This is a genomic window from Bradyrhizobium mercantei (genome assembly GCF_001982635.1).
In the GTDB taxonomy this organism is placed as follows: Bacteria; Pseudomonadota; Alphaproteobacteria; order Rhizobiales; family Xanthobacteraceae; genus Bradyrhizobium; species Bradyrhizobium mercantei.
Genome location: NZ_MKFI01000005.1, coordinates 437493 through 462273, shown reverse-complemented (window position 1 = coordinate 462273; position 24781 = coordinate 437493). Strand labels below are relative to the sequence as shown.

General features: G+C 54.7%; 16 protein-coding genes. 15 read left to right on the top strand and 1 reads right to left on the bottom strand.

Annotated elements, in window-relative coordinates; all coding sequences use genetic code 11:
* Positions 1–13 precede the first annotated feature (13 nt).
* The 10 genes from BI327_RS24820 (at position 14) to BI327_RS24775 (ending at position 14181) form a co-directional block, all read left to right on the top strand.
* The gene (locus BI327_RS24820; protein ID WP_076863851.1) at positions 14–1552 is read left to right on the top strand and encodes a recombinase family protein; all 1539 of its coding nucleotides are present in this window, start codon (positions 14–16) and stop codon (positions 1550–1552) included.
* Positions 1549–2466 carry a plasmid partitioning protein RepB C-terminal domain-containing protein gene (locus BI327_RS24815; RefSeq protein ID WP_076863849.1) on the top strand — a complete coding sequence of 306 codons (918 nt, stop codon included), beginning with the start codon at positions 1549–1551 and terminating at the stop codon, positions 2464–2466. Before BI327_RS24820 ends, BI327_RS24815 begins: the two co-directional genes overlap by 4 nt.
* Entirely contained in the window at positions 2463–3374 is a 912-nt protein-coding gene (locus tag BI327_RS24810) for a plasmid partitioning protein RepB C-terminal domain-containing protein (RefSeq protein ID WP_076863847.1), read from the top strand. The genes BI327_RS24815 and BI327_RS24810 overlap by 4 nt, the downstream gene beginning before the upstream one ends.
* 514 nt (positions 3375–3888) lie before the next feature.
* On the top strand, positions 3889–7092 hold the full coding sequence (locus BI327_RS24805) for a phosphoribosyltransferase-like protein (RefSeq protein WP_143271688.1): 3204 nt from the start codon (positions 3889–3891) through the stop codon (positions 7090–7092).
* Between the two features lie 178 nt (positions 7093–7270).
* Positions 7271–8371: an SIR2 family protein gene (locus BI327_RS24800; RefSeq protein ID WP_143271687.1), complete on the top strand. Its 1101-nt coding sequence runs from the start codon at positions 7271–7273 to the stop codon at positions 8369–8371.
* 263 nt (positions 8372–8634) lie between these two features.
* The gene (locus BI327_RS24795; RefSeq protein ID WP_076863841.1) at positions 8635–9624 is read left to right on the top strand and encodes a tyrosine-type recombinase/integrase; all 990 of its coding nucleotides are present in this window, start codon (positions 8635–8637) and stop codon (positions 9622–9624) included.
* A gap of 63 nt (positions 9625–9687) precedes the next feature.
* Positions 9688–10059: a hypothetical protein gene (locus BI327_RS24790; RefSeq protein WP_143271686.1), complete on the top strand. Its 372-nt coding sequence runs from the start codon at positions 9688–9690 to the stop codon at positions 10057–10059.
* Positions 10060–11368: 1309 nt separating this feature from the next.
* Positions 11369–11974: a hypothetical protein gene (locus BI327_RS24785; protein WP_076863837.1), complete on the top strand. Its 606-nt coding sequence runs from the start codon at positions 11369–11371 to the stop codon at positions 11972–11974.
* Positions 11975–13585: 1611 nt separating this feature from the next.
* Entirely contained in the window at positions 13586–13858 is a 273-nt protein-coding gene (locus BI327_RS24780) for a hypothetical protein (RefSeq protein ID WP_143271685.1), read from the top strand.
* Positions 13855–14181 (top strand): hypothetical protein, encoded by a 327-nt coding sequence (locus BI327_RS24775; protein ID WP_076863833.1) that lies wholly within the window; start codon positions 13855–13857, stop codon positions 14179–14181. Before BI327_RS24780 ends, BI327_RS24775 begins: the two co-directional genes overlap by 4 nt.
* Before the next feature lie 86 nt (positions 14182–14267).
* Here the strand turns inward: BI327_RS24775 and BI327_RS43785 are convergent, their stop codons facing one another.
* Positions 14268–14456 carry a DUF2513 domain-containing protein gene (locus tag BI327_RS43785; protein WP_394329886.1) on the bottom strand — a complete coding sequence of 63 codons (189 nt, stop codon included), beginning with the start codon at positions 14454–14456 and terminating at the stop codon, positions 14268–14270.
* Between the two features lie 68 nt (positions 14457–14524).
* Here BI327_RS43785 and BI327_RS24765 point away from each other — a divergent pair, with 68 nt between their 5' ends.
* The 5 genes from BI327_RS24765 (at position 14525) to BI327_RS24745 (ending at position 24744) form a co-directional block, all read left to right on the top strand.
* Positions 14525–15031 (top strand): hypothetical protein, encoded by a 507-nt coding sequence (locus BI327_RS24765; protein WP_143271684.1) that lies wholly within the window; start codon positions 14525–14527, stop codon positions 15029–15031.
* Positions 15032–15096: 65 nt separating this feature from the next.
* Positions 15097–18168, top strand: a complete 3072-nt coding sequence (locus BI327_RS24760; protein ID WP_076863827.1) for an ATP-binding protein — start codon at positions 15097–15099, stop codon at positions 18166–18168.
* Complete coding sequence (locus BI327_RS24755) at positions 18168–18647, top strand: DUF7680 family protein (RefSeq protein ID WP_076863825.1); 480 nt, start codon at positions 18168–18170, stop codon at positions 18645–18647. The genes BI327_RS24760 and BI327_RS24755 overlap by 1 nt, the downstream gene beginning before the upstream one ends.
* Positions 18644–21589, top strand: coding sequence for a DUF1156 domain-containing protein (locus tag BI327_RS24750; RefSeq protein WP_347337680.1), 2946 nt, complete (start codon positions 18644–18646; stop codon positions 21587–21589). Before BI327_RS24755 ends, BI327_RS24750 begins: the two co-directional genes overlap by 4 nt.
* The gene (locus BI327_RS24745) at positions 21586–24744 is read left to right on the top strand and encodes a helicase-related protein (RefSeq protein ID WP_076863823.1); all 3159 of its coding nucleotides are present in this window, start codon (positions 21586–21588) and stop codon (positions 24742–24744) included. Before BI327_RS24750 ends, BI327_RS24745 begins: the two co-directional genes overlap by 4 nt.
* Positions 24745–24781: the final 37 nt, after the last annotated feature.

Here is a 24781-nt window from a genome sequence, read left to right as displayed (position 1 = left end):
CCCAGCTCCGGGTATGGACTCCACTGATAGGCTCGCGCGTGCCGCAGCCTACGTAAGAATGTCCACGGACCATCAGAAATACTCCACAGAAAATCAACTGGAAGTAATTCGACACTACGCAGAGCAGCGTGGCCTCAAAATCTGTCAGATTTACGAAGACTCTGGTCGCAGTGGATTGAAGGTCGAAGGCCGCGACGGGCTACAGCGGCTGATGAGAGATGTGCAGTCTCGGACTTCGAATTTCGAGGCAATTCTCGTTTACGACGTAAGTCGTTGGGGGCGCTTCCAAGACGCCGACGAAGGTGCTTACTACGAACACCTTTGCTCACGAGCCGGCATTCGAGTGCACTATTGTGGAGAGCAGTTCGATAATGATGGGAGCATTGGGTCCATTCTACTGAAGAACGTAAAGCGCGTAATGGCGGGAGAATACAGCCGCGAGCTTTCCGTCAAGGTCTTCGCCGGCCAGTGCCGCTTGGTGGAACTCGGTTTCAGGCAGGGCGGCCCCGCCGGATACGGCCTACGCCGGCAGCTCGTCGATGAGAACCGCGTTCCAAAAGGAGAACTTCACCGCGGCGACCGAAAGAGTCTCCAGACCGACCGCGTCGTCCTTACCCTGGGACCGCAGCAGGAACTCGATCAAGTTCGACGAATATATTCCATGTTCGTCGACAACGGACTCTCCGAACAAGAAATTGCATCGCGCCTAAATGATGACGGAATCATTACGGATCTAGCTAGGCCTTGGAGCCGCGCTTCGGTGCATCAGATCCTGACAAACGAGAAATACATCGGAAACAACATCTTCAACCGCGTCTCCTTCAAGCTCAAACAACGGCGAGTGGTAAACGGTCGCGAGACTTGGGTCCGCGCAGACGGAGTCTATCCGTCAGTCATTTCGCGAGCTCTCTTTGAAAGAGCTCAATCCATAATCGACGCCCGCAGTAATCATTTCTCCGACGAACAACTTCTAACTATGTTGCAAGTTATTCTAAAGGAAGAGGGGTTTTTATCCGGCGTGGTGATCGACGAGCGAACCGATATGCCATCGTCGAGCGCCTATCGACATCGCTTTGGGAGTCTGATTCGCGCCTACAACTTGATCGGTTATATTCCTGAGCGCGACTATCGGTATATCGAGATCAATCGGCACATTCGTGAAGCCCATCCGCGAGTTATGAGCGATATCATCGCTGGATTTAAAGACGCTGGCGGCGAAGTAGCACGAAACGAAGTTAGCCAGCTGATGACAATCAATCGCGCGTTCACGGTGGCGGTTGTCATTGCTCGTGCATTTGCAACGAGCACCGGCTCCTTGCGTTGGCAAATTCGATTAGATACCGGCCTACTACCGGACATAACAGTTGCCGTGCGGTTAGACGCGTCGAACTTGGGTCCACTCGACTATTACATTTTTCCCAGCATCGACATGAGCGCTCCCCGTCTGAAGCTACAAGAGCACAATCATCTTTCTTTAGACGCTTACCGATGCGGGTCTTTGGACCTTCTCTATTCCCTGGCTTCGCAATGCTCTTTCGGAGAGGCAGCATGAACGCAGTGAATCGAGCGCCCCTTGAACAAAGGCACCTTAGGACCATTCGAATAGACGCGATCCGAATCTTAAATCCACGAGTCAGAAATCAAAGGAATTTTGCCGAAATCGTGCGGAGTATTGCACAAGTTGGGCTCAAGCGTCCCATTACTGTCAGTCCTCGCACCAGTGAGGCAGATTCCTTCGAATACGACCTTGTTTGCGGCCAGGGCCGCGTCGAGGCGTTCGTTCAGCTGGGACAATTGGAGATTCCCGCACTGATCATCAATGCGGACGAGAGCCACTGTCTCGTTATGAGTCTGGTAGAAAACTGCGCTCGCAAGCATCACCGCGCAATTGATCTTCTGGAAGACATCGGGACGCTGCGAAAGCGGGGATACGACGACCGAGTGATCGCAGCAAAGATCGGAGTCACTCTCGACTATGTTCGGATGATCAGCACTCTGCTCAATAAAGGTGAGGAACGTTTGGTAAACGCCGTTGAGGTCGGAATTATCCCATTGAACATGGCGATAGAAATCGCCAAGTCCGACGACGACGAAGTTCAGCGCGCCCTTACCCAAGCATACACAGAGAAGAAACTAAGAGGAAAGACGCTAGTTGCCGTTCGTCGCTTGATTGATCAACGCAGGCGTCGTGGCAAGCATCTTCACGGCACGACCTATGGACGACGAGATGCTCCAAAGAGACCCCTGACGAGCGAATCTATGATCAGGGCCTATCGAAAGGAGGTTGATCACCAGCGCCTTCTAATCAAGAAGGCTGAAGTCACTCAAAACAGACTTTTGTTTGTAGTTGAGGCTATCCGATCGCTTCGACGAGACACGGAATTTGCTCGCCTGCTTCAAACCGAAGAGCTGGGCTTGATGCCAGCATTTCTGGAGCAACAACTCACGACGAGAGCGGCCCAATGAATCGGATCGTGGAGCCGGTCGCGTTGGGAGAAGTCATTCAGGCTTTCAGCGCCGACACTTTGATTATCGCAATCGATGCAATCCTTCCGGTGCGAGCTATTGGCAAGACCGTAAAGGCGAGCAGCAAGTATCGACAGATAGCTTCTTCCATTGCGGAGATAGGACTCGTCGAACCTCCTGTTGTTTGTCGAGACCGTCAGGCCGGCTCCTACCTGCTACTGGACGGTCACCTCAGGGTAGAGGCGCTCAAGGAATTGGGGCACATGGATGTCGAATGCTTGCTCTCAACTGACGACGAGGCATTCACCTACAACAAGCGCATAAGTCGGCTATCTCCGATTCAAGAGCAGCGGATGATAGCGAAAGCTATCGAACGAAATGTTTCGAAGGAAGCGATCGCAAAAGCCCTCTGCATAAATGTCCGTAGCCTAGTGCGCAAAGCTACGTTGATTGACGGGATCTGCGAAGAAGCGGTCGGCTTGCTGAAGGATAAGATCTGTCCATTAGCTGTCTTTGATGTTCTACGAAAAATGAATCCGATACGCCAAATCGAGGCCGCGGAACTTCTTATAAATGCGAACAACTACTCAGTCAGCTACGCAACCGCGATCCTCGCCGGAACCCCACAAGCGCAGCTCGCTGACTCTACGACACCAAAGCGAATGAAGGGGATGACCGCGGAGGCACTGGCGCGAATGGAAGGAGAGCTGTCGCGACTGCAGCAATCCATCACATCTATCCAAGAAACGTATGGTGAAGACCATCTCCACTTGACGGTCGTCAAAGGATACCTGGCAAAGCTCGTCGGCAACCCTAAAGTGGCCAGATACCTTGAAGAGCGTCAGCCGGAATTCTTGAGCGAGTTTCGGAACATTGTGCAGATGACGTCAACGCTTCCGGCGGACTAGCTCGGCTGGAGATGGGGACCCGGCCCCAAAAGCGCGGGGACCACAGGAGAAGCCGCACGTTGAGGCGGAGCAATTGTGGCGGTGGGGATGGCGGCGAACCCGTCTGGAGCCCATCAGGCTGGCGAGCTTTCGCCGGCCAAAAGCCGATACACCAGCGCATTGGGGGGGGGAATCGGGCGTGCCCGTATAAGAACCAAGCACCGGCACGCCCACTCCTCAGCTTCAATTCCTTGAAGTGGACCGCAGCCTGGCAGAGCAAATCACCCGCAATTTCAACGATCTGAAGGTAGAGAATCTAGAGGTTGACGGTTCGTCACCGGCGCAGCTGGAACTCTCTGATCTACTTCGGCCGTGGCCGGTGTCCTGACCAAACTCGAATGGTCTAGTGCCGCATCGGCAAAAAGGATCATAGCCAATTGTAGTAGCTACAGATGGCTTCCCCGCAACTAGACGTTGCTCCCGGCTTAAAGCTAACATTAAGAGCTAGACGAATCGCCCGAGGAAACAATCTGATATGAGCGAGATAACGCTGGACGCGCCAGCTGATGACATTTCGTTATTGGAAGAGCAAGTTCACAATGATGATATCGACGCTGCACGAGCGACACTCCGAAAAATGTTGCTGCAGTCCGCGGCCCTGGAATCTGGCTCAACAATTGGCGAAGCACTCGCTGAGCTAACTAAGAACGCCACTCCTCATCGCCGGGAAGCGGCTTTGGTTCTCCGCTGTTTAGCAGTGCAGGGACTGATACCCGACGCTAATTCGACAAATCAGATAGTGCGGTCAGTCGTCACGCTTTGCGGAAATTCATTGCCCGATGTCTTAGATTTTCTAAGAATCGAAAAGCATCAGCAGAACATCGATAAATATCTCTCGCTCTCAGCACTTCACAGCCGCGTTGAGGAGATATTAGCTCCCATCAGGGCTCCTTACGGTGATTTGAACTCCTTGCTCAACGCGCGCAAGGAAATCGTTGGTTCACTCAATCACAGCATTGTAAGACAGTATGCCTCACCATTTTTTCTCAAGGAAGTCAGAGCCACCATTGAGGCAGTTTTCGGCTATCTCAAGCGAGTGGCGGAGATTACGCCCTCCCTACTAACTGATATCGATGAGTGCAATCAATCAATCACGAGGGCGCAATTCGAGCTCAATGCGAGCCCTACCTTTCTAAGTCATCAGTTCCTTGGGCCCTTCTTGCTTACCAGCGCAAGGGTCATCACAGGTTTTCTCACTACACTAAGGGGGCGATTTGCAACGACCATCAGCGTCTTGAACTCTCAAGGAGAGTTACAGAAGCGATACCCACTCCACGAGCCAGAACGTGAAATTCAAGTTGCGGTCCCGTTCCGCAATGCAGGCCCGGGCCTCGCTGTCGATCTGCAAGTTTCAGTTACCGCAATTGGAGATGCAGTTGTGGTCCAAGGCGGGCTGATAAAGCTAGGAAATGTGCTTCCGGGCGACTTCTCTGTTGCCATTGATTCGATGGTTATCGCCCCCTCAGATTCCTTTTCCTTTTTGGCTAACGTCGAATGGGGAGAGATAGGAAGCCCCTCAAGAAGGTCCGAGCTGTTCGAAATCAAAGTGATTGCTCAAGACGCTTCAATCGACTGGCAATCTTTACTCTACGAAAGTCCATACACCATCGGCCCTGCTGAAGGAGATCAATTTCTGGGAAGACAAGATACTGTAGCCGTGCTCTCGGCTAGACTCCTCAGACAACCAATGGAGCCGTTTTATATCACTGGACAAAAGCGCGTCGGAAAGACCTCGCTCGCGCTTGCCGTCGCCAATTTTGCCAAGGCGAAAGCCCAACAGTTCGTCCTCGACTATCACTACATTTTGTGGGGTAATATAGCCCACGCCGATCCTGGAATGTCGTTGCAGTCGCTAGGAGAGAGTATTGAGCAGTTTGTTTGCGATAGCATCCCAGAGCACGTTACTCCTGGCGCCTCCGACTACCGAGGATCTCTGTCAAATCTAATCCGGTTGGCGACACTCGCTTTGAAGGTCAAACCCGAGCATCGCTACGTAATTATTCTGGACGAATTTGACGAAATACATCAGGAGCTCTTCCTCCAAGGCAACCTTGCTGAGACCTTTTTCGCGAACTTACGAGCACTGTCGCGCTGCAAGAACATTTGCATTGTTCTTATTGGCGGTGAAAACATGCCGTTTGTCATGGATCGGCAAGGGCAGAAGCTGAACAACTTCTCAAGAGTCAGCTTGAATTATTTTTCCAGAACCAACGAGTGGAATGACTTTCAGCTGATCGTCAAGCAGCCAACTTCCGGCACTCTTCACTGGCACGAGGATGCAGTCTCTGAGGTATTTAATGCCACAAACGGCAATCCATATTTTGCCAAGAGCGTGTGCGCGCAGATAATGCGGCAGGCCGTTTCAGAGCGCGACGCGGACATCACTGCAAACGAGGTAAATCGCGCTATTGAAAATGAAGTTTCGACCTTTGGAGCGCACGCGTTTGCACACATCTGGCAAGATGGCGTCCCGAAGCCGACCGATGAGCGCGAGCCAGACATACTGAGAAGAATGCGCGTGCTCGTTTCGTTGGCACGATGCATGCGCTTAGGTGTGAGCACCACCATAGAGAACATTCTAGCTAATAAGACTTCCGAAAGCTTGCTAGACGCTGAGATTCCAGTTGTCTTAAACGATTTTGTCAGGCGAGAAATCCTGCGCGAGCGCGATCGCGTTTACAGCTTCAGCCTTCCGGTGTTCGGGCTTTGGCTCGTCAACGTTGGCATTAGTCAACTCTTTGCAGATTCGCTAAATGAGGAACTGGCAAACTTTGTATTGATGAGAGAGAACGCTTCAAACGTTAGGTCAGAAGAAGTCGTCGAGCTTTCTCGCAGTTGGCCGACCTATCGAGGTAGGCATATTGGCACGGATGACATACGGACCTGGTATCAGCAAGTCGATAGCCTTAGAGATCAGCGCCTACTCTTCGAGTTGTTGAAACGAACCAAGGTATTTAGTGAAGCTCTTGTGCGGGAGCGCTTGAAGAATGCACACGGCTTCGTTCGTCCAATCCTACCGGAATTCGTCATTCGAACGAAGGGATCCCGCCGCCGGGATGTCTTGCTTACCTTCATTGATAATGAAGGTAAAAGCGGTGCTAGCTATGCTTCGACGTATGCCGAAGAGAACAACATTGCATCGGAGTGCGTCCTGTCCCGGACAGACTTCATAGAAAGGTTTGAACGACACTCCGCGGAGCATGGCGTTCCGGCTGCGCTAGTCGTCATCGATGATATAGCAGCGACGGGCCGTTCGCTGGCTCGGAACATTGAGGGCTTTATTAAAGATACCGAGCACCTGCTAAAAAACACGAAAGTTAGAATTATAACGCTTGTGGCGACCGAGATCGCTCAAAGAAAAATGCTAACGTGTCTTGCTCAAATGACCGATCTGGATGTCGAATTCCGCAGCTGCGAAATATTGGACGCAGAACAATTCGCGTTTCCTGCGGATCGATCCGTCTGGTCTTCAGATGAGGACGAAGCCAGGGCGAAGGCTCTTTGCGTCGATCTAGGATCACACATTTATCCGAAGGATCCTTTGGGGTATGGCGGTCTAGGAATCTTGGTCGTTTTCCCGACTACGGTCCCTAATAACAGTCTACCGATCTTGCACTCTTATTCGCGAACGAGCAGCCATCAGAAATGGGAGCCCCTCTTTCCGCGCGTCTCCAATTAGTGGCGCGGCATTATTAGCCAGCCTTTCTGCGGGGTTTTCGGGTCTATAGTTCCCTGAGTAAACGCCGAAACTTGAAGAGACCGCTTCGGAACGCGAGGACGGAGTAACACGCGAGGCAACGCGAGTTTTGGTCTCAGATCAGGAACGTCGTGGCCGGGCATCGTTTGGAGAAACGTAATTGACGTCAAAGGGGGTAGTGGCCGTCGAAGCGCTGGATCGGCGATACCGAGGAACAATTGCTTCTGGCCGCTGGACACTTTGCTTGGGCGCCGGTCTTTCACGCGGCCTTGCCCCAACCTGGTTTGATCTCACATTAGAGATCGTCAATCATGCCTTCGGTGCAAGTCTCAACAGCGCAGCTTTTGAAGCACTCGTAAATTCGTCTGGCTGGAGTCTAGACGCTTGGATCCAAGCAGCCGCGAATGAATACACAACATCGGGAAGATCGTTGGATGACTTCAATGATTTGTTGGAGGCTGTGCTTTATCGCGAGGTGCGGAAGGCTGCAACAGGGCTTTCGGTTGAACGCCACTTAATGCGCGTGCTGAATAATCCGACGACAGCAGAAAGGCGACATGTCCTCCAGGTCTGCGAATTTCTAGAGGCAACCTACAAGACATCGTCTCTTCTTGCGTTGGTGCGCATCCTTATTCAGGCAGCTTATGCTGATCAAAAGCCGAACGCGATCATTACCTTCAACGCCGATACGTTCCTAGAGACGTTCATTTATCTTTTTCTGCGGCGAGACCACTATAACGGGCCGCCGCCCCATTCTCATCCCCACTATCACTATAGGACGGTTAGCCGACCGTCTTACTTTGCCAATCATCGGGCGCAAGGCACGACCAGCATATTTCATTGTCATGGCACGATAATGCCGAATGAAGGCTCTGGCACCGCACCTAAGGACACCAGGGACCGATTGGTATTCCTCGAAGCAGAGTATTTAAGAATAGCCGGCACAATGGCGTCTTGGCCGGAAACGCTATTCTTATATCACGCGCAGTCGACAAAGATGGTCTTTGTGGGCCTTTCAATGGCTGACGCTAACATCCGACGCTGGTTGAGTGCTACTGAACTTGAACTCGACGCCGAGCGCGACCTTATCTCGTCCGGCAGACGAATTAATCCTGCTCACCTCTGGTTGACCACTCGGCAAGCGGATCCGGTCATGAACCGCATAAAGTTGGTATCGCTGCTTCACCTTGGAGTTAGGCCGGCACTCATTGACTCGTGGCACGATCTCGAACCCGCGATGAGGAATTTGCTCGGCCTTTGAGCCAGGTTTGTTAAATTTATGCGATCTCGCTTAGGTGTTAGAGCGTTGCCTCACCACGGCAACGCGGCCCGCGTCCGATCCCATCTAGCCCAGTTTGGTCCCTCTTGATCCTAAAGGGGTTTCCGGCGCGATTGAAAAACTGTGGCTCGGAATAGGCACACGAGCGGCACAACCAGATTTCGCTGCACCGCTCCGGGATAGTCCTTGGCACCGAGTCGCCGGCGTCCTTGTATCGAGAAAACAAGGTGATCCGAGCGCTTGGTATGGCGACGATTCGAAAACTCAGGGGACGATGGCAGGCGCAGGTGCGTCGCCGAGGCGTCCCTCCACGCGCCAAGTCATTCGATAGCAAGACTGAGGCAGAGCGCTGGGCACGCGATCTTGAGGCAGAAGCCGACCGATCAGGCTGGGTCGCTGATACGCGCGCTGCCGAAAAGACGACGCTGAAGGAGCTTCTGACGCGTTACCGCGACGAGGTGACACCTGGCAAGCGTGGAGCCGTGTCCGAGAGAGCGCGGATCAACTCAATTGTGCGCTGCGCCATCGGACATCGAACGCTCGCCAAGCTTACCAGCTCGGACGTCGCAACATATCGCGACGAGCGTCTCAAGTCTGTCGCTCCGGCAACTATTGTCCGGGAATTGAATACGATCAGCCACGCGATTGAGATCGCAACCCGAGAGTGGGGACTCTGGCTGCCCCGCAACCCTGTGAAGCTCGTTCGACGTCCCCCAGTCCCTCGAGGCCGCACTCGTCGCCTGAAGGATGGCGAGGAAGATGCACTCTTATTGGCTTGCGATCGGGGACGCACCCCTCTGCTTAAGCCGCTCATCGTGCTCGCCATCGAGACCGGCATGCGACGAGGCGAACTACTCGACCTACGCTGGGAACATGTGGACCTGAAGCGCGGGGTGGCGCATTTACCCCTGACTAAGAATGGTGACAGCCGCGACGTTCCGCTGTCACGTCGCGCTATCGAAACCCTGCATCAGCTGCGCGCCGAGGATCCAAAGGCGGATCGGGCATTCCCCATGACCGGCAATGCCGTGCGACTGGCGTTTGAACATCTTCGCGTCCGAGCTGGCATGTCCGACTTCCACTTTCACGATTTGCGTCATGAAGCGATCTCCAGGCTCTTTGAGAAGGGCCTAAACATCGCTGAGGTCAGCGCCATCTCAGGCCATCGCGAACTCAAGATGTTGCAGCGCTACACGCATTTGCGCGCGGTCGACCTCGTCGCCCGGCTTGGGTAGCCGCCGCTGAACTTGCCTACAACCCAAGGCAAAGGAGAAATGGAAGTGCTACGAACTGCAGTCTTGCTCGCGCTCATGGGGGCTGGGTCGGTAGGAGTCTGCCGTGCAGAAACCCGCCCTTTAGCTGACGGTGAGAAGAAAATCATCAGCGACTCATATGGCGCCGATCTCAAGGACCCTGTCTCGGCGCAATATCGGTGGTCTGATCTGGTCATTGATCCTGCGGCAAAAGGCAACGAGGTGGGATATTGCTTCAGGGTCAACGCCAAGAACAGCTACGGGGGCTATACCGGCTTTCGAACGATCGCCGGCACGGTGAAACGCAATCACGGTAAAGTCGTCAGTTACAGCTACAAAGCGGGCACCTCCGAGGACGCCATCCTGGGGGACCTCGCTGAGCGTATCTGTCGCGTCTGGGGCTACAATATCCATTAGCACTGGCGTGTGCTCCTCACCTACTCTAGGACGTCGGTGATCGAAGTCCTAGAGACCCTTTGAGGGATCCAATCCCATCCCTTCTGAGCCCGCGAACAAAATTTTCACTTAGCCTGGCCCTTTGGTTGACTCTCCGGCAAGTAGGGCGTGAGCGCGATCCGGCTCCTCCAAACCCGAGAGTTGAGGTCGGACAATATGCACAAGCTCACCTGCGGGCGGCTCATCAAATTCTGTAGGCAACGCTCGAACCTATTTGTGAGCATTGCGTGAGCGGCAACGATGATCGGCGATTTTTGCCGAGGCCGCGAGCAGCTCTAGCGGCGTCACGTTCTGGCCGACGGCTCGATCTCGACAGGCAACGAATATCACGGTGACGAGTGCCGCGATCACCTACTGAGCCTCGAGTTTGCTTGCTCTAATGACAAGCAGTGCTTGCTCTTGCTTGCTAAAATGACAAGAAAACAACAAGCTGCTGCTTGCTGTTTTGGCAAGTTTTGACCTATTCGCGGACCTAAATGACAAGCAACAGAGGCCAGATGCCTGTTTAATTTCTACGTTTGATAGGAATTAAACGCGTTTTGCCGGGAAAGAGGCGACTCACGCCACGAAATCCGCTCAGAAAAAGTTCGATGGAAAGAGCAAGGTCCGGCACCCCCAAGAATACCGAACAATAGCTATGACGGAAGTCGGGCGCGCGACCCGCGAGTGTTCGAGAAAGTGCTGATCTATAAGGACGAATGTATATTCTTCCGACTAACGACGGATGCTAATTGCCGACTCCAAGCCGATCGGCATCGGACTTCCAGCGAAGCCAAACTGGTCTACGAGAACCTCGGATCTCGCCAACCAAAAATAGTTAGGCGTCCGTCAGGACGATTGGCGCCACCGGTTTTGCGCTCTGTTTGCTTACCGTATCTTTCTCCGACCCTGCCGCTTAGGTTCGGTGCCATGCACCGACGAGCCCAAGAGGCGTTGGGATGGCTCGCCCGCAGGACAAAGCCGACCGTCACCTATTCAGGGGACCAGACCTAGTTAACGACGGTCCCATCCGCTCACGCGCTCGCTCGCCGAGCACCACGTTCGGCCGCTGACCGCCAACGGGCTTCGACGGCAAATAAAGCCTGTGGTGCTTTGACGGCGAGACGATGAGGCATGATAAAATTGCGTCAACTTTCGTGACTGCGCGCTATAATAGACGTTCAAAAGCGAAAACCCCTCCGCCGAGCAAAGCGAAGGGGTTTTAAGTAGGAAGTCCAAGCCACCCCGCGAAGTGTCTTGGGCCAACGTTCGAACCCTAGAGACCAATCACGTGCTCGAACTGCAAATTGAATATAGCGCGACGACGCCGAACGCGCATGAAAAAGCTGTCGCCGACGACGATTTTTCTGCGATCACCCTGCGGGAGCTTGAAGGGGTCATTGTCCAGCTGGATCGTAAGGATGCTGCGCTACGATTCCGAGCTGAGCTTATCCGAGCCTCGGTCGCCCGGGCCAACGAACGCGCCGCTTATTGGCGGCGGCTGTTCATCGAGGCGAGGGCCCGCATTCACATGCAAGAGCGGCAGGCCAAAGCCGACGCACGCCGCAAATGCGACGTTGCACGCAAGCGGCAGCAGCGCGCGGGCGAGATCACCGACAAGCGGATCGCCGCCCTCGAACGTGTAACCGCGAACCACGGCGGCGATCATCGCCTCGTCAAACTAAAGCCTTACGTGCGAGAGCTGGCCAACTTCCGGGAAGCGCTGACTGAGGCCCGTAACTGGTATGGCCCCCGCGCTTCCCTGACCGAGATCGCGGCGACCTACAGGCGCATGACCGGCGCAGTCATGGGCAAGGATCAGGCGCGCAACCGGCTCCGAAACGTCGGAAACCTAGAGCGACCGGCTGGAGCTTGGTATCGCTGGCGCAACCTTTAGGTGTCGACTTTGTCTGACACGAAAGTTCCATCGCCTACAACGGCCGCAAGACCTGCCAGAGGAACTTTCGTGTCAGACAAAAGCTAGTCAATCAATTGAATATAAAAGAGAAATATCGGAACAAACTCGGCGCGGTTTTCGCAATGTATATGCATGGTAACTTACTAACTTAGATTCTTTTAAGAGTGAAAGACCGCGGACAGGTTTGGAGTCACGTCCAAAACTCGCTGTTCGCCCGGCTGCGCCGGGCTCGCATGCTCGCCGCTCGCAAGCTCGCGCGGGGCCTAGCGGCCCCGGCTTTTGAAGCTCATCACCGGAAGAGAGTCAGAGTTGAGAGGTTGAGGGCTAACATGCTCCCGGCCATCGCCGCCTCCGGCGGCGCACGCCCTAGTAACGGAAGCTGGAGCCTCTCCGGCCACGCGCGCCCTCCGGCGCATGGCCGCGACTGCTAGCGCCGGTCTTTTCGCTCCGCGCCCGCTCTCACCACACTGGGCACTACTTCAAGCGCTCCAAGGATCCGCTGCGCGCTTCCGTGGCGAGTCAAATATCGTAGCCGCGAACAGCGCTGGGAAGAGGAGTCTGACTCATCAGCGGGCTTCTAATCCACTCCTAGGGCAACACCGGGCTTTCACGGTGGTGCGGCTTGTCACGACGGTATTAGACTGCGGTTCAGCCGATTATGCGGAGACGATGTTGACGAAGGAGCAGCGCGCGAAAGAGGCAGCAAATGCATTCGCCTCTTGAAAGCGTTTCGCTCGATCGACGATCGAAGCATCCGGCGACGTGTCGTTGAAACAGTCGAAGCCATGGCGAGAGGCCCAGCAAAGGACATAACGACCGACGTAGAGACGACATCAGTAACCGCTGATCAAATATAAAACTCAATCGGCCAACGCCCTGTTTCAGCTCCGCAACCGTAGTCAGGAATGACTGACACCCAAATTTGGTGCCTTTGCCAGCGCTCCCAAATGACTCATCCCGGTGCCGTGCATCACCATTCTCGGCGAGCACGGCAACATCTGGCCGACCAGCATCTGGCCGCATGTTATGCTCGCTGATCTTGAGGGAGCCACTTCGCTTCAACGTTGCCATTGAGCAACATTCTGGCACGGCATTTCTGAATCTAGGAGCAAACCTTCTCGCTGGCGCTATAAACCCCATGCGGCAAGTAGCTCTTCTGCATCTCTCTGTTGGATCTTAGCTGGCCCGCGTCACTTCGGGCCAGTCAATTTCGGGCAAGAGAGATTTCCACGCCAACAGGTGATTGCCAAATGCCTACGCTTACGCTCGCGCGCCACGACTACGAAATTCTGGTGCGCAACGTCGCCGCCTATCGTGCCAAACATCTGCCTACGACCTACAAGGAACAGATGCTTCAAGTCCGCGAAGCGCTAGTCAAGAGTGGTGTTCACTCTGCAGATCACTGCGCAATCACATTCTCGGCTGCTCGCCGTCGTTCCGAGCGCAAACAAAGCGCAAAAAAGAGAAGTTGAAGCCAGGTCTTGGAGAAAGTTGGATAATGAAAGGGGCGCGATTTCCGCGCCTTTTTGATTGCTCCAGGCCTCTCGCTGCGGTTGAATGCCTATGAACGCCCCGAAGGAGCCTCCCGCCATGAGGATCGTTAAGGACGCAGCGGACAAGGTGCCCCCACCAGCTGCCTTGGTTTGGCTCGACGATAACAATGACACCTGGTTCTCGATGCGATCGAAGTCGGTCACGATTGGTGGCCGCGAATATCCTATCCCGGGAGGGACGATGCGGTTTGAAAGGGACGATGCTGATCTTGCCACCCTTGTCCGCGTCATCCTCCAGCAACGGGATTTATGGAGAGCGAACAACGAAAAAGGTCTCATAGAATACTCTGAGGCGCTGACCAAGAAATGACCGTCACGCTTTATCACGGGCCTCCCGACTCAAAAGTCGAACCGCCCCCGCACCACGGAACAATATGGGCCGAAGGTGAAATTCTCTATCTGCAGTTTCCCGCAATCGAGGAAATCACTTGTGAGGGGAAGCCTCTCTTGCGAATTGCCGGCCACGTGCTTCGATTCCCTGCCAACTCCGAGGGGTTGCGCTCAGCCCAAATGGTCCTTCACATACGTCGCGATATGCTCAAGAAGGAGAACGAGGGTTTGCTGCTGGTTTTCGCGCAGGTCGGCGACGACCTACGCGCGATTCTCGACATTTATAAAAAGATACTTCCGTAGCGACTCGCTAAGCGCCCAAACTCTTCGATCAAACCTTCACTCGATTTTCTTCAGACTCTGCTTGCCGATGCCTCCGAGGCTACCAGTTAGAGGGGCAGGCCCAATTTCTCAGCTGCAAACCGTTTTGCTTCTGCTTTGGCAATTTGAAATAGGAGGTCGAGTCCGACACCCCCGACCTTCTTTGCGGCAGCCTTCGTTTTAGACCAAACTTCAGGGTTCTGAACGGCATCCAGGAAAGCATGACCCGAGGCGGTTAGACTAGAGACTAAACACACAACCTGCTTGCGCACCAGATTCGCGGTATGGCATGGGTCGTGAGTTATATCACGAACGTTGGGTCGAAATGACCGAAGTGCTTCTTCCGACCGTTCTCTACACGACCATCATCGATCGACTGATTCCGGTCGCGGGTAATGGCAACGTCGATCAAATCCACGTCGCGATGGGGTCACTGTTGCTCGATCGCCCGGGCTTGGCCGATCGGCTCGCCGGTCTCGCTCCCTGCCCGGTCACCGGCCGAATGACGGACAACGAGATCACAATCGCGCTGGGCGAGCACGGCGACATTTGTCCGAGCGGCATCCGAGGTCACATCATGGTCGCCGACCTAGAGGAGGAGCTATCGCCGCATTGCCGAAGCAAAACCAGCGACATCAACACCACTCATTCCGACTCTCAGCAGCCTTTTTGTGAGACAAAGGTGGTGGATCAACCCGGAATGACCTTGCCTGCGTATTCGTCTTTTTCCTATGTTTGCCGTCCACTGATTGCCGAGTATTCAATTTCAGCGGGAAGTTTTGCCGCTGAACCAATCCCCCGCACCGGCGGGCCCGCCCTCGGCAGAGTTTAGCCAACCTTGAGGCTCTGCTTTTAGCAGAATCTGCGCTTGGTCAGGCGGGAAAAAGTGAGGCTAGCATGACGATTCCGAGCATATTTGACCTATGCCAGCCACGCGACGACGTGCTGAAAGGAACGACCGCGGACAGCGATTACGCCGCCAATCTGGCGAATGTTCTAACTGGGCGCGCCTCACGCGACTACACGGATCCCCCGACGTTTTTCACCAATACCTATCCGACCGAAGGCCTCAAGGAGCTCTTGGTCAACGTTTGCGGACGACTTTCCGGGAAGGGTGAAAGCGTATCCGCCGTCTTTCGGCTCGACACATCTTTTGGCGGCGGCAAAACGCACGGCTTGATTGCCCTCGTCCATGCCGCAGCAGGGATGAAGAACGTATCGAATATTTCGGAGTTCCTAGATCCAACCCTTGTCCCAAATCACCACGTTCGCGTTGCAGCCTTTGATGGCGAAAATGCCGACCCCGCAAACGGTCGACCGATGGGTGACGGTATCCGCGCTCACACTCCTTGGGGGGAAATTGCCTATCAGCTCGCCGGTAAGGCCGGATACGAGGTCGTCCGCCGCTCCGACGAACAAGGAATTGCTCCAGGTGCAGATACCATAAAGGAGTTATTCGGCGGCGAGCCTGTGCTCGTTGTGCTTGATGAATTGGGCGAATACCTTCGCCGCGTGCAACATATGGGCGGACGCGACCAGCTCACGGCATTTCTCAAGGCGCTTTTGACTGCGATTGAGAGCACACCCCAAGCAGCTGTCGTTTATACGCTTGCCGTCAGATCAGACGGGAAAGGAATAGATGCGTTCGCCGAGGAGAACGAGTTCCTCTCCACCGCGATGTCGGAGCTAGAAAGCGTATCGGGCCGAAAGGCAACCAACCTCAATCCGACAAGGGACGATGAAACCGCGAAGGTGATCCGAAGGCGCCTGTTCTCGTCGGTTGACGAATCTCGCGCGAGTGACGTCGTCGCGACCTATCGAACACAGTGGACAAATCATCGCGACGCTCTGTCAGAGGAAGCTCGCAGATCCGCGACGGGCGGAGAATTCGGCCTGACTTATCCGTTCCATCCCGACGTCCTGGATACGCTCACGGGGAAAACTGCGACTCTTGGGGGATTCCAGCGTGTGCGCGGCATGCTTCGCATTCTTGCAAAGACCGTTGCCGCCGTCTGGGCAAATCGACCGACGGACGCTTCTGCGATCCATTTGCACCACATCGATCTCGGGTCGGATGTAATTCGCCGAGAATTCACGACCCGACTGCAACAAGGCGCGTTCGTTCCCGCCATCATGAACGACATCGCGGGTTCTCCCGAGAAGCCTGCCCTCGCCCAAGAACTGGACGCCAAGCACTTCAAAGGGCTGCTGCCTTACGGCACCTACGTCGCCCGCACAATTTTCATACACACGCTTGCCTTCAACAACGATTTGAAGGGCCTTACCGCCGACCACCTTCGCTACTCGATTCTGAGCCCTTCAGCAGACCTATCTTTCATAGATGACGCCAAGACAAAGTTCCGCGCGGAATCCGCTTATCTTGATGATCGTCCGACAGCACCCTTGCGCTTCAATGCGGAGGCCAATCTAACGCAGGTCATTGGTCGCGAAGAAAAGAATATCGATCCAGGTGAGGCGCGGACCCAGCTTGTCGACCGCTCAAAGACGATCTTCGGCGGCCACGCCTTTGAACTTATCCCCTTCCCCGGCGGACCATGGGATGTTCCGGACGACGTGTCAGATGGCAAGCCCAGGCTTGTGTTGCTGTCGCATGACGCCCTTGAAATAGGGGCAGATCTTCGCGAGATTCCCGAAATCGTCGTTCGCATGTTCGAACGGAAGGGCGCGGATGGAAGCGGCCTTAGGTCGCTGCGAAACAATCTCGTCTTTGTCGTTGCAGACGAAACAAAAGTCAGCGAGATGAAGCGCGCAACCGTGCGCCGACTCGCACTACAAGAGCTTAAGCGGCCGGAGCGCGTCAAGGAGCTTGCCGAGCATCAGCAAGCGAAGGTCTTTGAACTTGAAAAGAAGTCGGAGACGGAAGCCGCAATCGCCATCCAGCAGTGCTACCGTCACATTCTCTTTCCGTCTCGCAACGCACTCGGCGGCACCGGTTCGGTGCAGCTCGCGCATTCCGTCATCGATATTCAGAATGCTTCTGAGCGTCCGGGGTCAGGCCAACTTCAAATCGTTCGTCAATTGCAGAGTCAGAACAAGATTCGTGATGCCTCCGATGCGCCTGATTCTCCCTCTTACATCCGGGATCGAACCCCTTTGAAGAAGGGTCAGATAACAACCCGTGATTTGCGCGACGAGTTTCGCCGCGATCCCTCACTTGCAATTCTTCTTTCGGACGATGCGTTTCGGAAGGCGATCCGGAAAGGCATTGAAGACGGTATCTATATCTACAAGCGTGGCGAATTGATCGCTGGTCCAAACGACCCAATGCCGTCGATCAACATCGATGAAGATACCACGATATTCACGATAGATTTTGCAAAGACGAAGGGGTTGTGGCCACGGCCCGCACTTGCGCCGCCCGCTCAACCCGCAGTGTCGGGTAGAGGCGATTCAATTTCTAGCAGTCCACTTCCCCCACTTGAGGGCGCAAATGCTGCGAGCGCAAATGGATCGTCCGGGGTATTTAGTGAGAAGCAGCAGGGAGACCTTAGCGGCGCCATTTCGAACGCTAGTAATTTCAAGGCGGAGGGCGTCTTGAAGGAGGCCTTACGGAAGGTCGTTGAACAAGCTAGAATTGCCAAAATCGACAAGATTGATCGCGTCATCATCCGGCTGTTCGAATATGGAGATGCCTTTAAGCTAATCCCGGTCGCGAATACGATTGCGGGAGCAAAGAGATCTGTGAGGCTCAGCGGGACATTTATTACGGCGCAAGATAGTGAGATGCAGTTTGAATTCAATGGGACGGCGCAGGACGCGTCTACGATGAAAGACTATCTCGAACCTCAATTTCGTGCAGCAAAAGATACTGACCTTAAGACCGGCATTTCTTTTGCGTTCGATGGCGGGCTCGCACTGGAAGGAGACGTTGCGGAAAAATTCATCGACAAGCTGACGCGATTTGCAAGCGCGGCCGCATATGTTGAAGCAACGGCGCAGGTGGGATAATGCGAGTGCCGCGCCGGAAGGAAGAATTCGCGATGGTCTCAAAGACCCACCCCGTTTACGAACTCCGGGCTCGTCGCCATGGACCGGGGGATACCGAGGTAGAAGTTTGGCAGCTTCCCTCGTTGGCGACGCCGCAGATCACGGCCCCCATCCGGCTCGCCGGCCTGCGCGGGCGAAACCTCGAATTAGCAGAGCACCGAATTCTCAAGCGCTTGAAGGAGAGCGGTATCCGCCTTGATCTCTTGCCGATCGAGGGGATGGGTTCCGCGCTTGTTGAGGAAACCGCTTTGCGCCTCGCCCTTTTATTCCGCACACTTGCCCCGATGCGCAATCGAGAAAATATGCGCCTTGTCGCCGAGGGTATCGAAGTCATGGGCAAGGAAGAGGCGGGCTATTGGCTAGGCATGTCGGTTCATCGTAAGAACCCACGCCGTGTCTTCACTGCGCTCCGTATACTCCTCACCGATCCAGCGAAATGAAGAATGTCGAACGAATGACGGATGTGCGCTTAATAGAGCGGTGGTTACCGATTGCGGCACTTGGTGAAGAAAGTTCGCGTGAACGGCGATCGTTACAAGAGCTTCCCCCCGTCTACTACCTCCATGTTTGGTGGGCACGCCGACCGCTAGTGGCCTCTCGAGCGGCGCTTCTTGCGTCCCTGTTGCCTGCGCATGCCGATCACGATCAGTTCGTGCATGCCTTGGGCATTCATGGCGATCCAGTTAGTGCAAGACGAAAGGTTCTTTCTGCCAAGCGGACCGGGGTGCGAGTAGAGAATCCGTATAGCTATGCTAGAGCATATACATACGGACTAGACGACGCGGATCAGGAATGGCTGAACAAGAATTTGCCTCCACCGAGCAGGCTCGTGCTCGATCCCACCGCGGGTGGAGGTAGCATTCCATTCGAAGCTGCGAGGCTTGGCATTTCGGTTGTCGCCAACGATTTGAATCCGGTTGCCGCGCTCATATTAAGGGCGACTGTGGAATGGCCGATTGCCCTCGGAGAGAAACTGAAGATCGAATATGCCCGAGTCGCTAGTGAATTCCGAAAGGAACTCGCGAATAGACTAACCGGAATCTATTCTCAGCCCGACGCGCCTGATAAGGTCGATCTAACTTACCTATGGGCACACACGGTTCAGTGTCCTCACTGCAGTGGAAAGGTGCCGCTGTCTCCGAATTGGCGCCTATCTCCTGACGGCGCAGGCGTTCTCCTGCGTCCCAAGGTCGTAGATGGGCCAGGAAGTGAGGGGCGCTATTGTCAGTTTGAGATTGTCGCTTCAGCGGCTGAACAGTCACAAGGCACAGTCGCGAATGGCGATGGTATGTGTCCCTTTCCAGATTGTCAGCGCGTCATCGAGGGAGATGAAATCAAACGGCAGGCGCAGGAAAAGCTGGGTAGCCAGCTCTTCGCCGTGGTGTTCAAGCGCCGCACCGCTACTCTGACCAAGGCTGGTAAGCGCGGACGCGATAAATGGATCCGAGATTACCGTGCGCCCAACGAAAACGACGACAACCAAGCACTCATAGACGATCTTCTCTCAGCCAAATTGGTTGACTGGGCAATCTCCGACTGCATTCCCAACGAAGATATACCAATCGGTGCCAAGACAACGGAACCGCGCCGTTATGGTATGCGGAAATGGAGCGATTTCTTCACGCCAAGGCAATTGCTGTGTCATGGCACTAGTGTCGAAGTGTATCATGAAATCTTATCAAGAAATTTATCGAACGGCGAATTGTCGGACTGCACCAAGGCCGCGTTTATCTACCTCGCGCTAGCTCTAGATACGATGTTCAACTATTCGAACCGATCGGGGAGATGGGACGTTCTGAAGCAAACATTCCGCTCCATATTCGATAGACACGACTTTGCATTTTGTTGGTCCTATTGCGAAATGGTGCCTACGGTTGAAGGCATGGGTTACGACTGGTGCATCAGTAAAACCGCAAAGGCTCTCGATGAGCTGATCCAGTTGACCCGTCCGGGGGACAACGAAGGAGATTTACTATCCTTAGGCAAGAAATCATTTTCTCCACCGTCAATCTCAATTAGTTGCCGACCAGGATCATCTTTGGAGAACATTTCAGACGCATCGGTGGATGCAATAGTGATGGACCCGCCCTATGGCGCAAACGTTATGTATTCTGAGCTGTCTGACTTTTTTTATGTCTGGCTAAAGCGCACGGCCGGACTAATTGTTCCTGAGCTCTTCACCCAACGTCTTACTGACAAGCAATCCGAGGCAGTTGCCAACAAGGCGCATTTCGCGGGCCAAAAAGGTGCGGATGCGCTCGCCAATCGCGATTATCAGGAGAAAATGGCCGCCATATTCGGAGAAAGCCGGCGCGTTCTAAAGCCAAACGGCGTCATGACCGTAATGTTCACGCACAAGGACACAAGCGCATGGGATGCGCTAACGAAGGGACTAATTGAAGCAGGTTTCATTATAACAGCGTCTTGGCCAGTAAATACCGAGGCTGAAGGCTCGCTGCATATTAAGGACAAGGCCGCCGCCAATTCTACGATCTTCCTCGTTTGCCGCCCGCGCGCTGAAGGAGAAGGCCACGAAACTACCTATTGGGAAGATGTCGAGCCTATGGTTGCGAAGGCGGTTCGCACCCGCGTCGACGAATTTCAAAAAGCCGGAATCAGCGGTGTTGACCTCTATCTTGCTTCTTTCGGTCCGGCGCTTGAGGAATTTTCTCGTCATTGGCCCCTGAAGCGCGGCACACCCCGCCCCGAACCTTTGGCGAAAAAGCGTCGCAAACAGGCCGAACTCTTCGCAGAGGAATTCGACCCGTATGCGGTGACGCCCGAAGATGCGCTCGACGCCGCCCGCAGGGAGGTGAAGACATGGCGCTTAAACCAACTCACCCAGACCAAGGGCCGCGGCGATCTCGATGCAGTCACATCTTGGTTCGTGCTGGCATGGGATGCGTTCAAGGCCCCATTGTTCAGCTACGATGAAGGCTTGCGCCTCGCTCGCGCTGTAGGTGCCGACCTCGACGGACAGTTGATCGGAAAGATTTGTGAAAAGAAGGGGTCCGATATCAAGCTTTGGGACAGCGCCACTCGCGCCGCTAAAAATGCCCTTGGACCGCCGGATGGTTCGCGGGCGATGATCGACGCAATCCACCACGCCGCTCATCACGGGCGGACCCGCACGTTGGAAGCGGCGATCGATCTGCTCAAGGATGCAGGTGTCGAGAACGACCCGCAATTCCTTGCGGGGCTTGAGGCCGTCCTGGAGGTGCTGCCGCCATCGCGCAACTTCGTCGGCTTCGATGTCGCAGTCGGTGATGCAAAATTGGCTGCGGACGACTTCGACGCCCTAGAGAAACTACGTCGCCTCGCATTTTCCGACAGGATCGGCGAACCTCAGCAGCTATCCCTGTTTGCGGAGGATGCCGCTTGACGCTTCTGCGCGACACTGCGTGGCGCCTCAAATATACACCGGACGACGGTGATCTCATCCGACTGTTTTACATCCCGGCGCTGCGCTCCGCTAACCGCTATGATCGGCTGACTGGATATTTCTCTGCCCGCGCGCTGGCTCTGGCCGCAAGAGGCATTGAGGGACTCGTTGTTAATAATGGCCGGATGCGGCTGATCGTCGGCTGCACGCTAGGTGAAGAAGATGTAGCCGCCATTGAGCGCGGGGAAGCCCTGCGCGACGCGGTCGAGAAGTCTCTAATCAAGATGCCCATCCTATCCGCTGACCCCCGAACAATCGACGCGCTTGAACTAGTCGCCTGGATGGTCACGAACGGCTTCTTAGACGTGAGACTTGCCGTCCCCTGTGATCAGGATCGGCGACCGATCCGCGACGATAGCATCTTCCATGAGAAGACCGGAATCATTGAGGACAAAACCGGCGACAGGCTTGCCTTCAACGGCAGTGTCAACGAGACCGAATACGGATGGACACGGAACTGGGAGAGCTTCAACGCCTTCACCTCGTGGAGCGATGGCCCGCGCGTAGATGAAGAAGAAGCTAGCTTCGCCAGACTTTGGGCCAATAAGGCGCGGCGGGCGATCACGATTGATGTGCCGACCGCGCTGCGAGATCAGCTTCTAACTTTTTTGCCCGATCCCGGCAAACTACCGAAGCGGCTCATCGGACATGCTGACGCGTCGGAGAAATCCCCAATCCGCGGACCGATACCAGCGTCGGACAATAACCCTAGTTCCATGCCGACGTCTTCGCCGCCATTTCTATCGCCGGACGAGGAGCGCCAAGCTGTTTGGGCGCGGATCGCTAACGCGGCCCGTCAGCATGTCGGCGGAGATCGGGTTGGCGAGGCCACCTCGGCGGTTGTGCCCTGGCCCCATCAGGTGCGAGCGTTTCAGCGCCTCTATGATAATTGGCCGCCCAAACTCTTGATTGCCGACGAGGTCGGCCTTGGGAAAACCGTGCAGGCCGGATTGCTCCTTCGACAATCGTGGCTGGCCGGCAGGATTAAGCGGGCCCTGATCTTTGCGCCCAAGAATGTTTGCAAACAGTGGCAGATTGAACTGCGCGAAAAATTCAATCTAAACTGGCCAATTTACGATGGTCATAAACTCTTGTGGCATCGCTCGCCCGCTCGCGAACATGATTTCGAAAAGCTCGTTTCGCGTGACACGTGGCATCGAGAGCCTTTCGTCATCATGTCAAGTCACCTCGCCCGTCGACAGGAACGACATCAAGAGCTATTGAATGCCGCGGATCCGTGGGATCTTATTATTTTGGACGAAGCTCACCATGCACGAACGAAGGGGGCCGGAACGCCGCAGGCCAAAGGTCCAAATCGTCTGCTTCAGTTGATGAGATCTCTCAAAAGCCGCACCGAGGGACTGATTCTGCTAACTGCGACACCGTTGCAGGTTCATGCAACGGAGCTTTGGGATTTGCTCGATCTCTTGGGGCTCCCAGAGGCTTGGTCGCCTGATGCATTCGTTCGGTTTTTTTTGGAGGTCGCCAAGGAACCTGTTACGAACGAGAGCCTCGACTGGCTCTCGGCTCTCTTTCGCGCGAACGAAGCTCGATACGGAGAAGTGTTGAGAGCTGACGCGGAAAAACAAACACGACTAAGCAGCCTCAAGACACGGAAGATTCTGGAGGCGCTCAGAGATCCGGTTGCAATTCCCAGACGCCAACTGTCTCCGGACGAACGTCGGGCCGCGCTTGCTATCCTACAGCGATCAACCCCAGTCCGTGCGCTGGTGTCCAGGCATACTCGAGAATTGCTGCGCAAATACTTCAGAGCCGGAAGGCTCTCGACGGCAGTCGCAACACGCCAAGTCGAGGATCGCTTTATTCCGCTTTCATCAGAAGAAGCCGACCTATACCAACAGGTCGAGAATTACATTTCGGAGACTTATGACGCGGCCGCTCCGGACGCACGCAATGCCGTCGGCTTTGTAATGACGATATATCGGCGACGACTTGCCTCAAGCTTTCATGCGCTTCGGCAAACAATGCAGAAGCGAAAGAGTGGCGTTGATGGATCTCTCACGGTCGCCGACGAGAGCCGAATTGATGAAGACACCGCTGACCAAGTCGAGGCGGGTGAGGAGATTGATGTCGATGCGGTTTCAGAAGATGAGCGCCGCGCGTTTGCTTTTGAGGAGATCGCGACAATCGATAGGATTGTCGATAATATCAGTATCTTACCTACCGATAGCAAAGCGCTAGAGCTTTCCAAAGTTCTTCATGAGCTTAAGGGAAGTGGCTATCCACAAGTGATGGTGTTTACCCAATTTACTGACACTATGGACTATTTGCGCGATCAGACTGTGTCTTCTGGGTATTCCGTGATGTGCTATTCTGGCCGCGGAGGCGAGGTGCGCAATGCAGACGGGACCTGGACCTCGATCACGCGAGATGAAGTCAAGCGGCGTTTCAAGGAAGGGCATTCCGAAGTTCTGGTGTGCACTGATGCGGCCGCAGAGGGGCTCAATTTCCAATTTTGTGGAGCGCTGATCAATTACGATATGCCTTGGAATCCGATGCGCGTTGAGCAACGGATCGGACGTATCGATCGTCTCGGACAGAGGTTTTCTGATATCCGGATTGTCAATTTGCACTATGAGGACACCGTCGAAGCCGACGTCTATCGTGCGCTTCGCGACCGCATATCAATCTTCGAAAAGGTAGTTGGCGGTCTCCAGCCGATCCTCGCGCGATTGCCGAAGCTCATTGAGGAGACTGTTCTATCGAAGTCAACGGGGCCCGAAGGCAAACGCGACGACGCCGTCAAAGCCGTTGAGAGCGCAATCGCTTCCGGCGAAGGAGGTGCCCTCGATCTGGATGACTACGCGGACGAAAGTCTCGACTTTTCGACCCGACCCGACCCGGCAATTTCGCTTAGTGATCTCCGCGCAATCCTCGATCGGCCTAAATTGCTTCCGTTAGGATTGGAGGCAGTCCATCTGAACGACAAAGATTATCGTTTCGTCGATGGATACCTGCCTCAGGCAGTTCGCATCACCGTGGACCGGGAGTTCTACGAAATGCATGCCGATAGCGTCGAGTTTTGGACTCCGGGAAGCCCTACTTTTCCAGATTTGGAGATCTATCGTCGCTAGCGCTCGTTCTTTGGTTCAGTTCCGAAAGCCTTTTGAT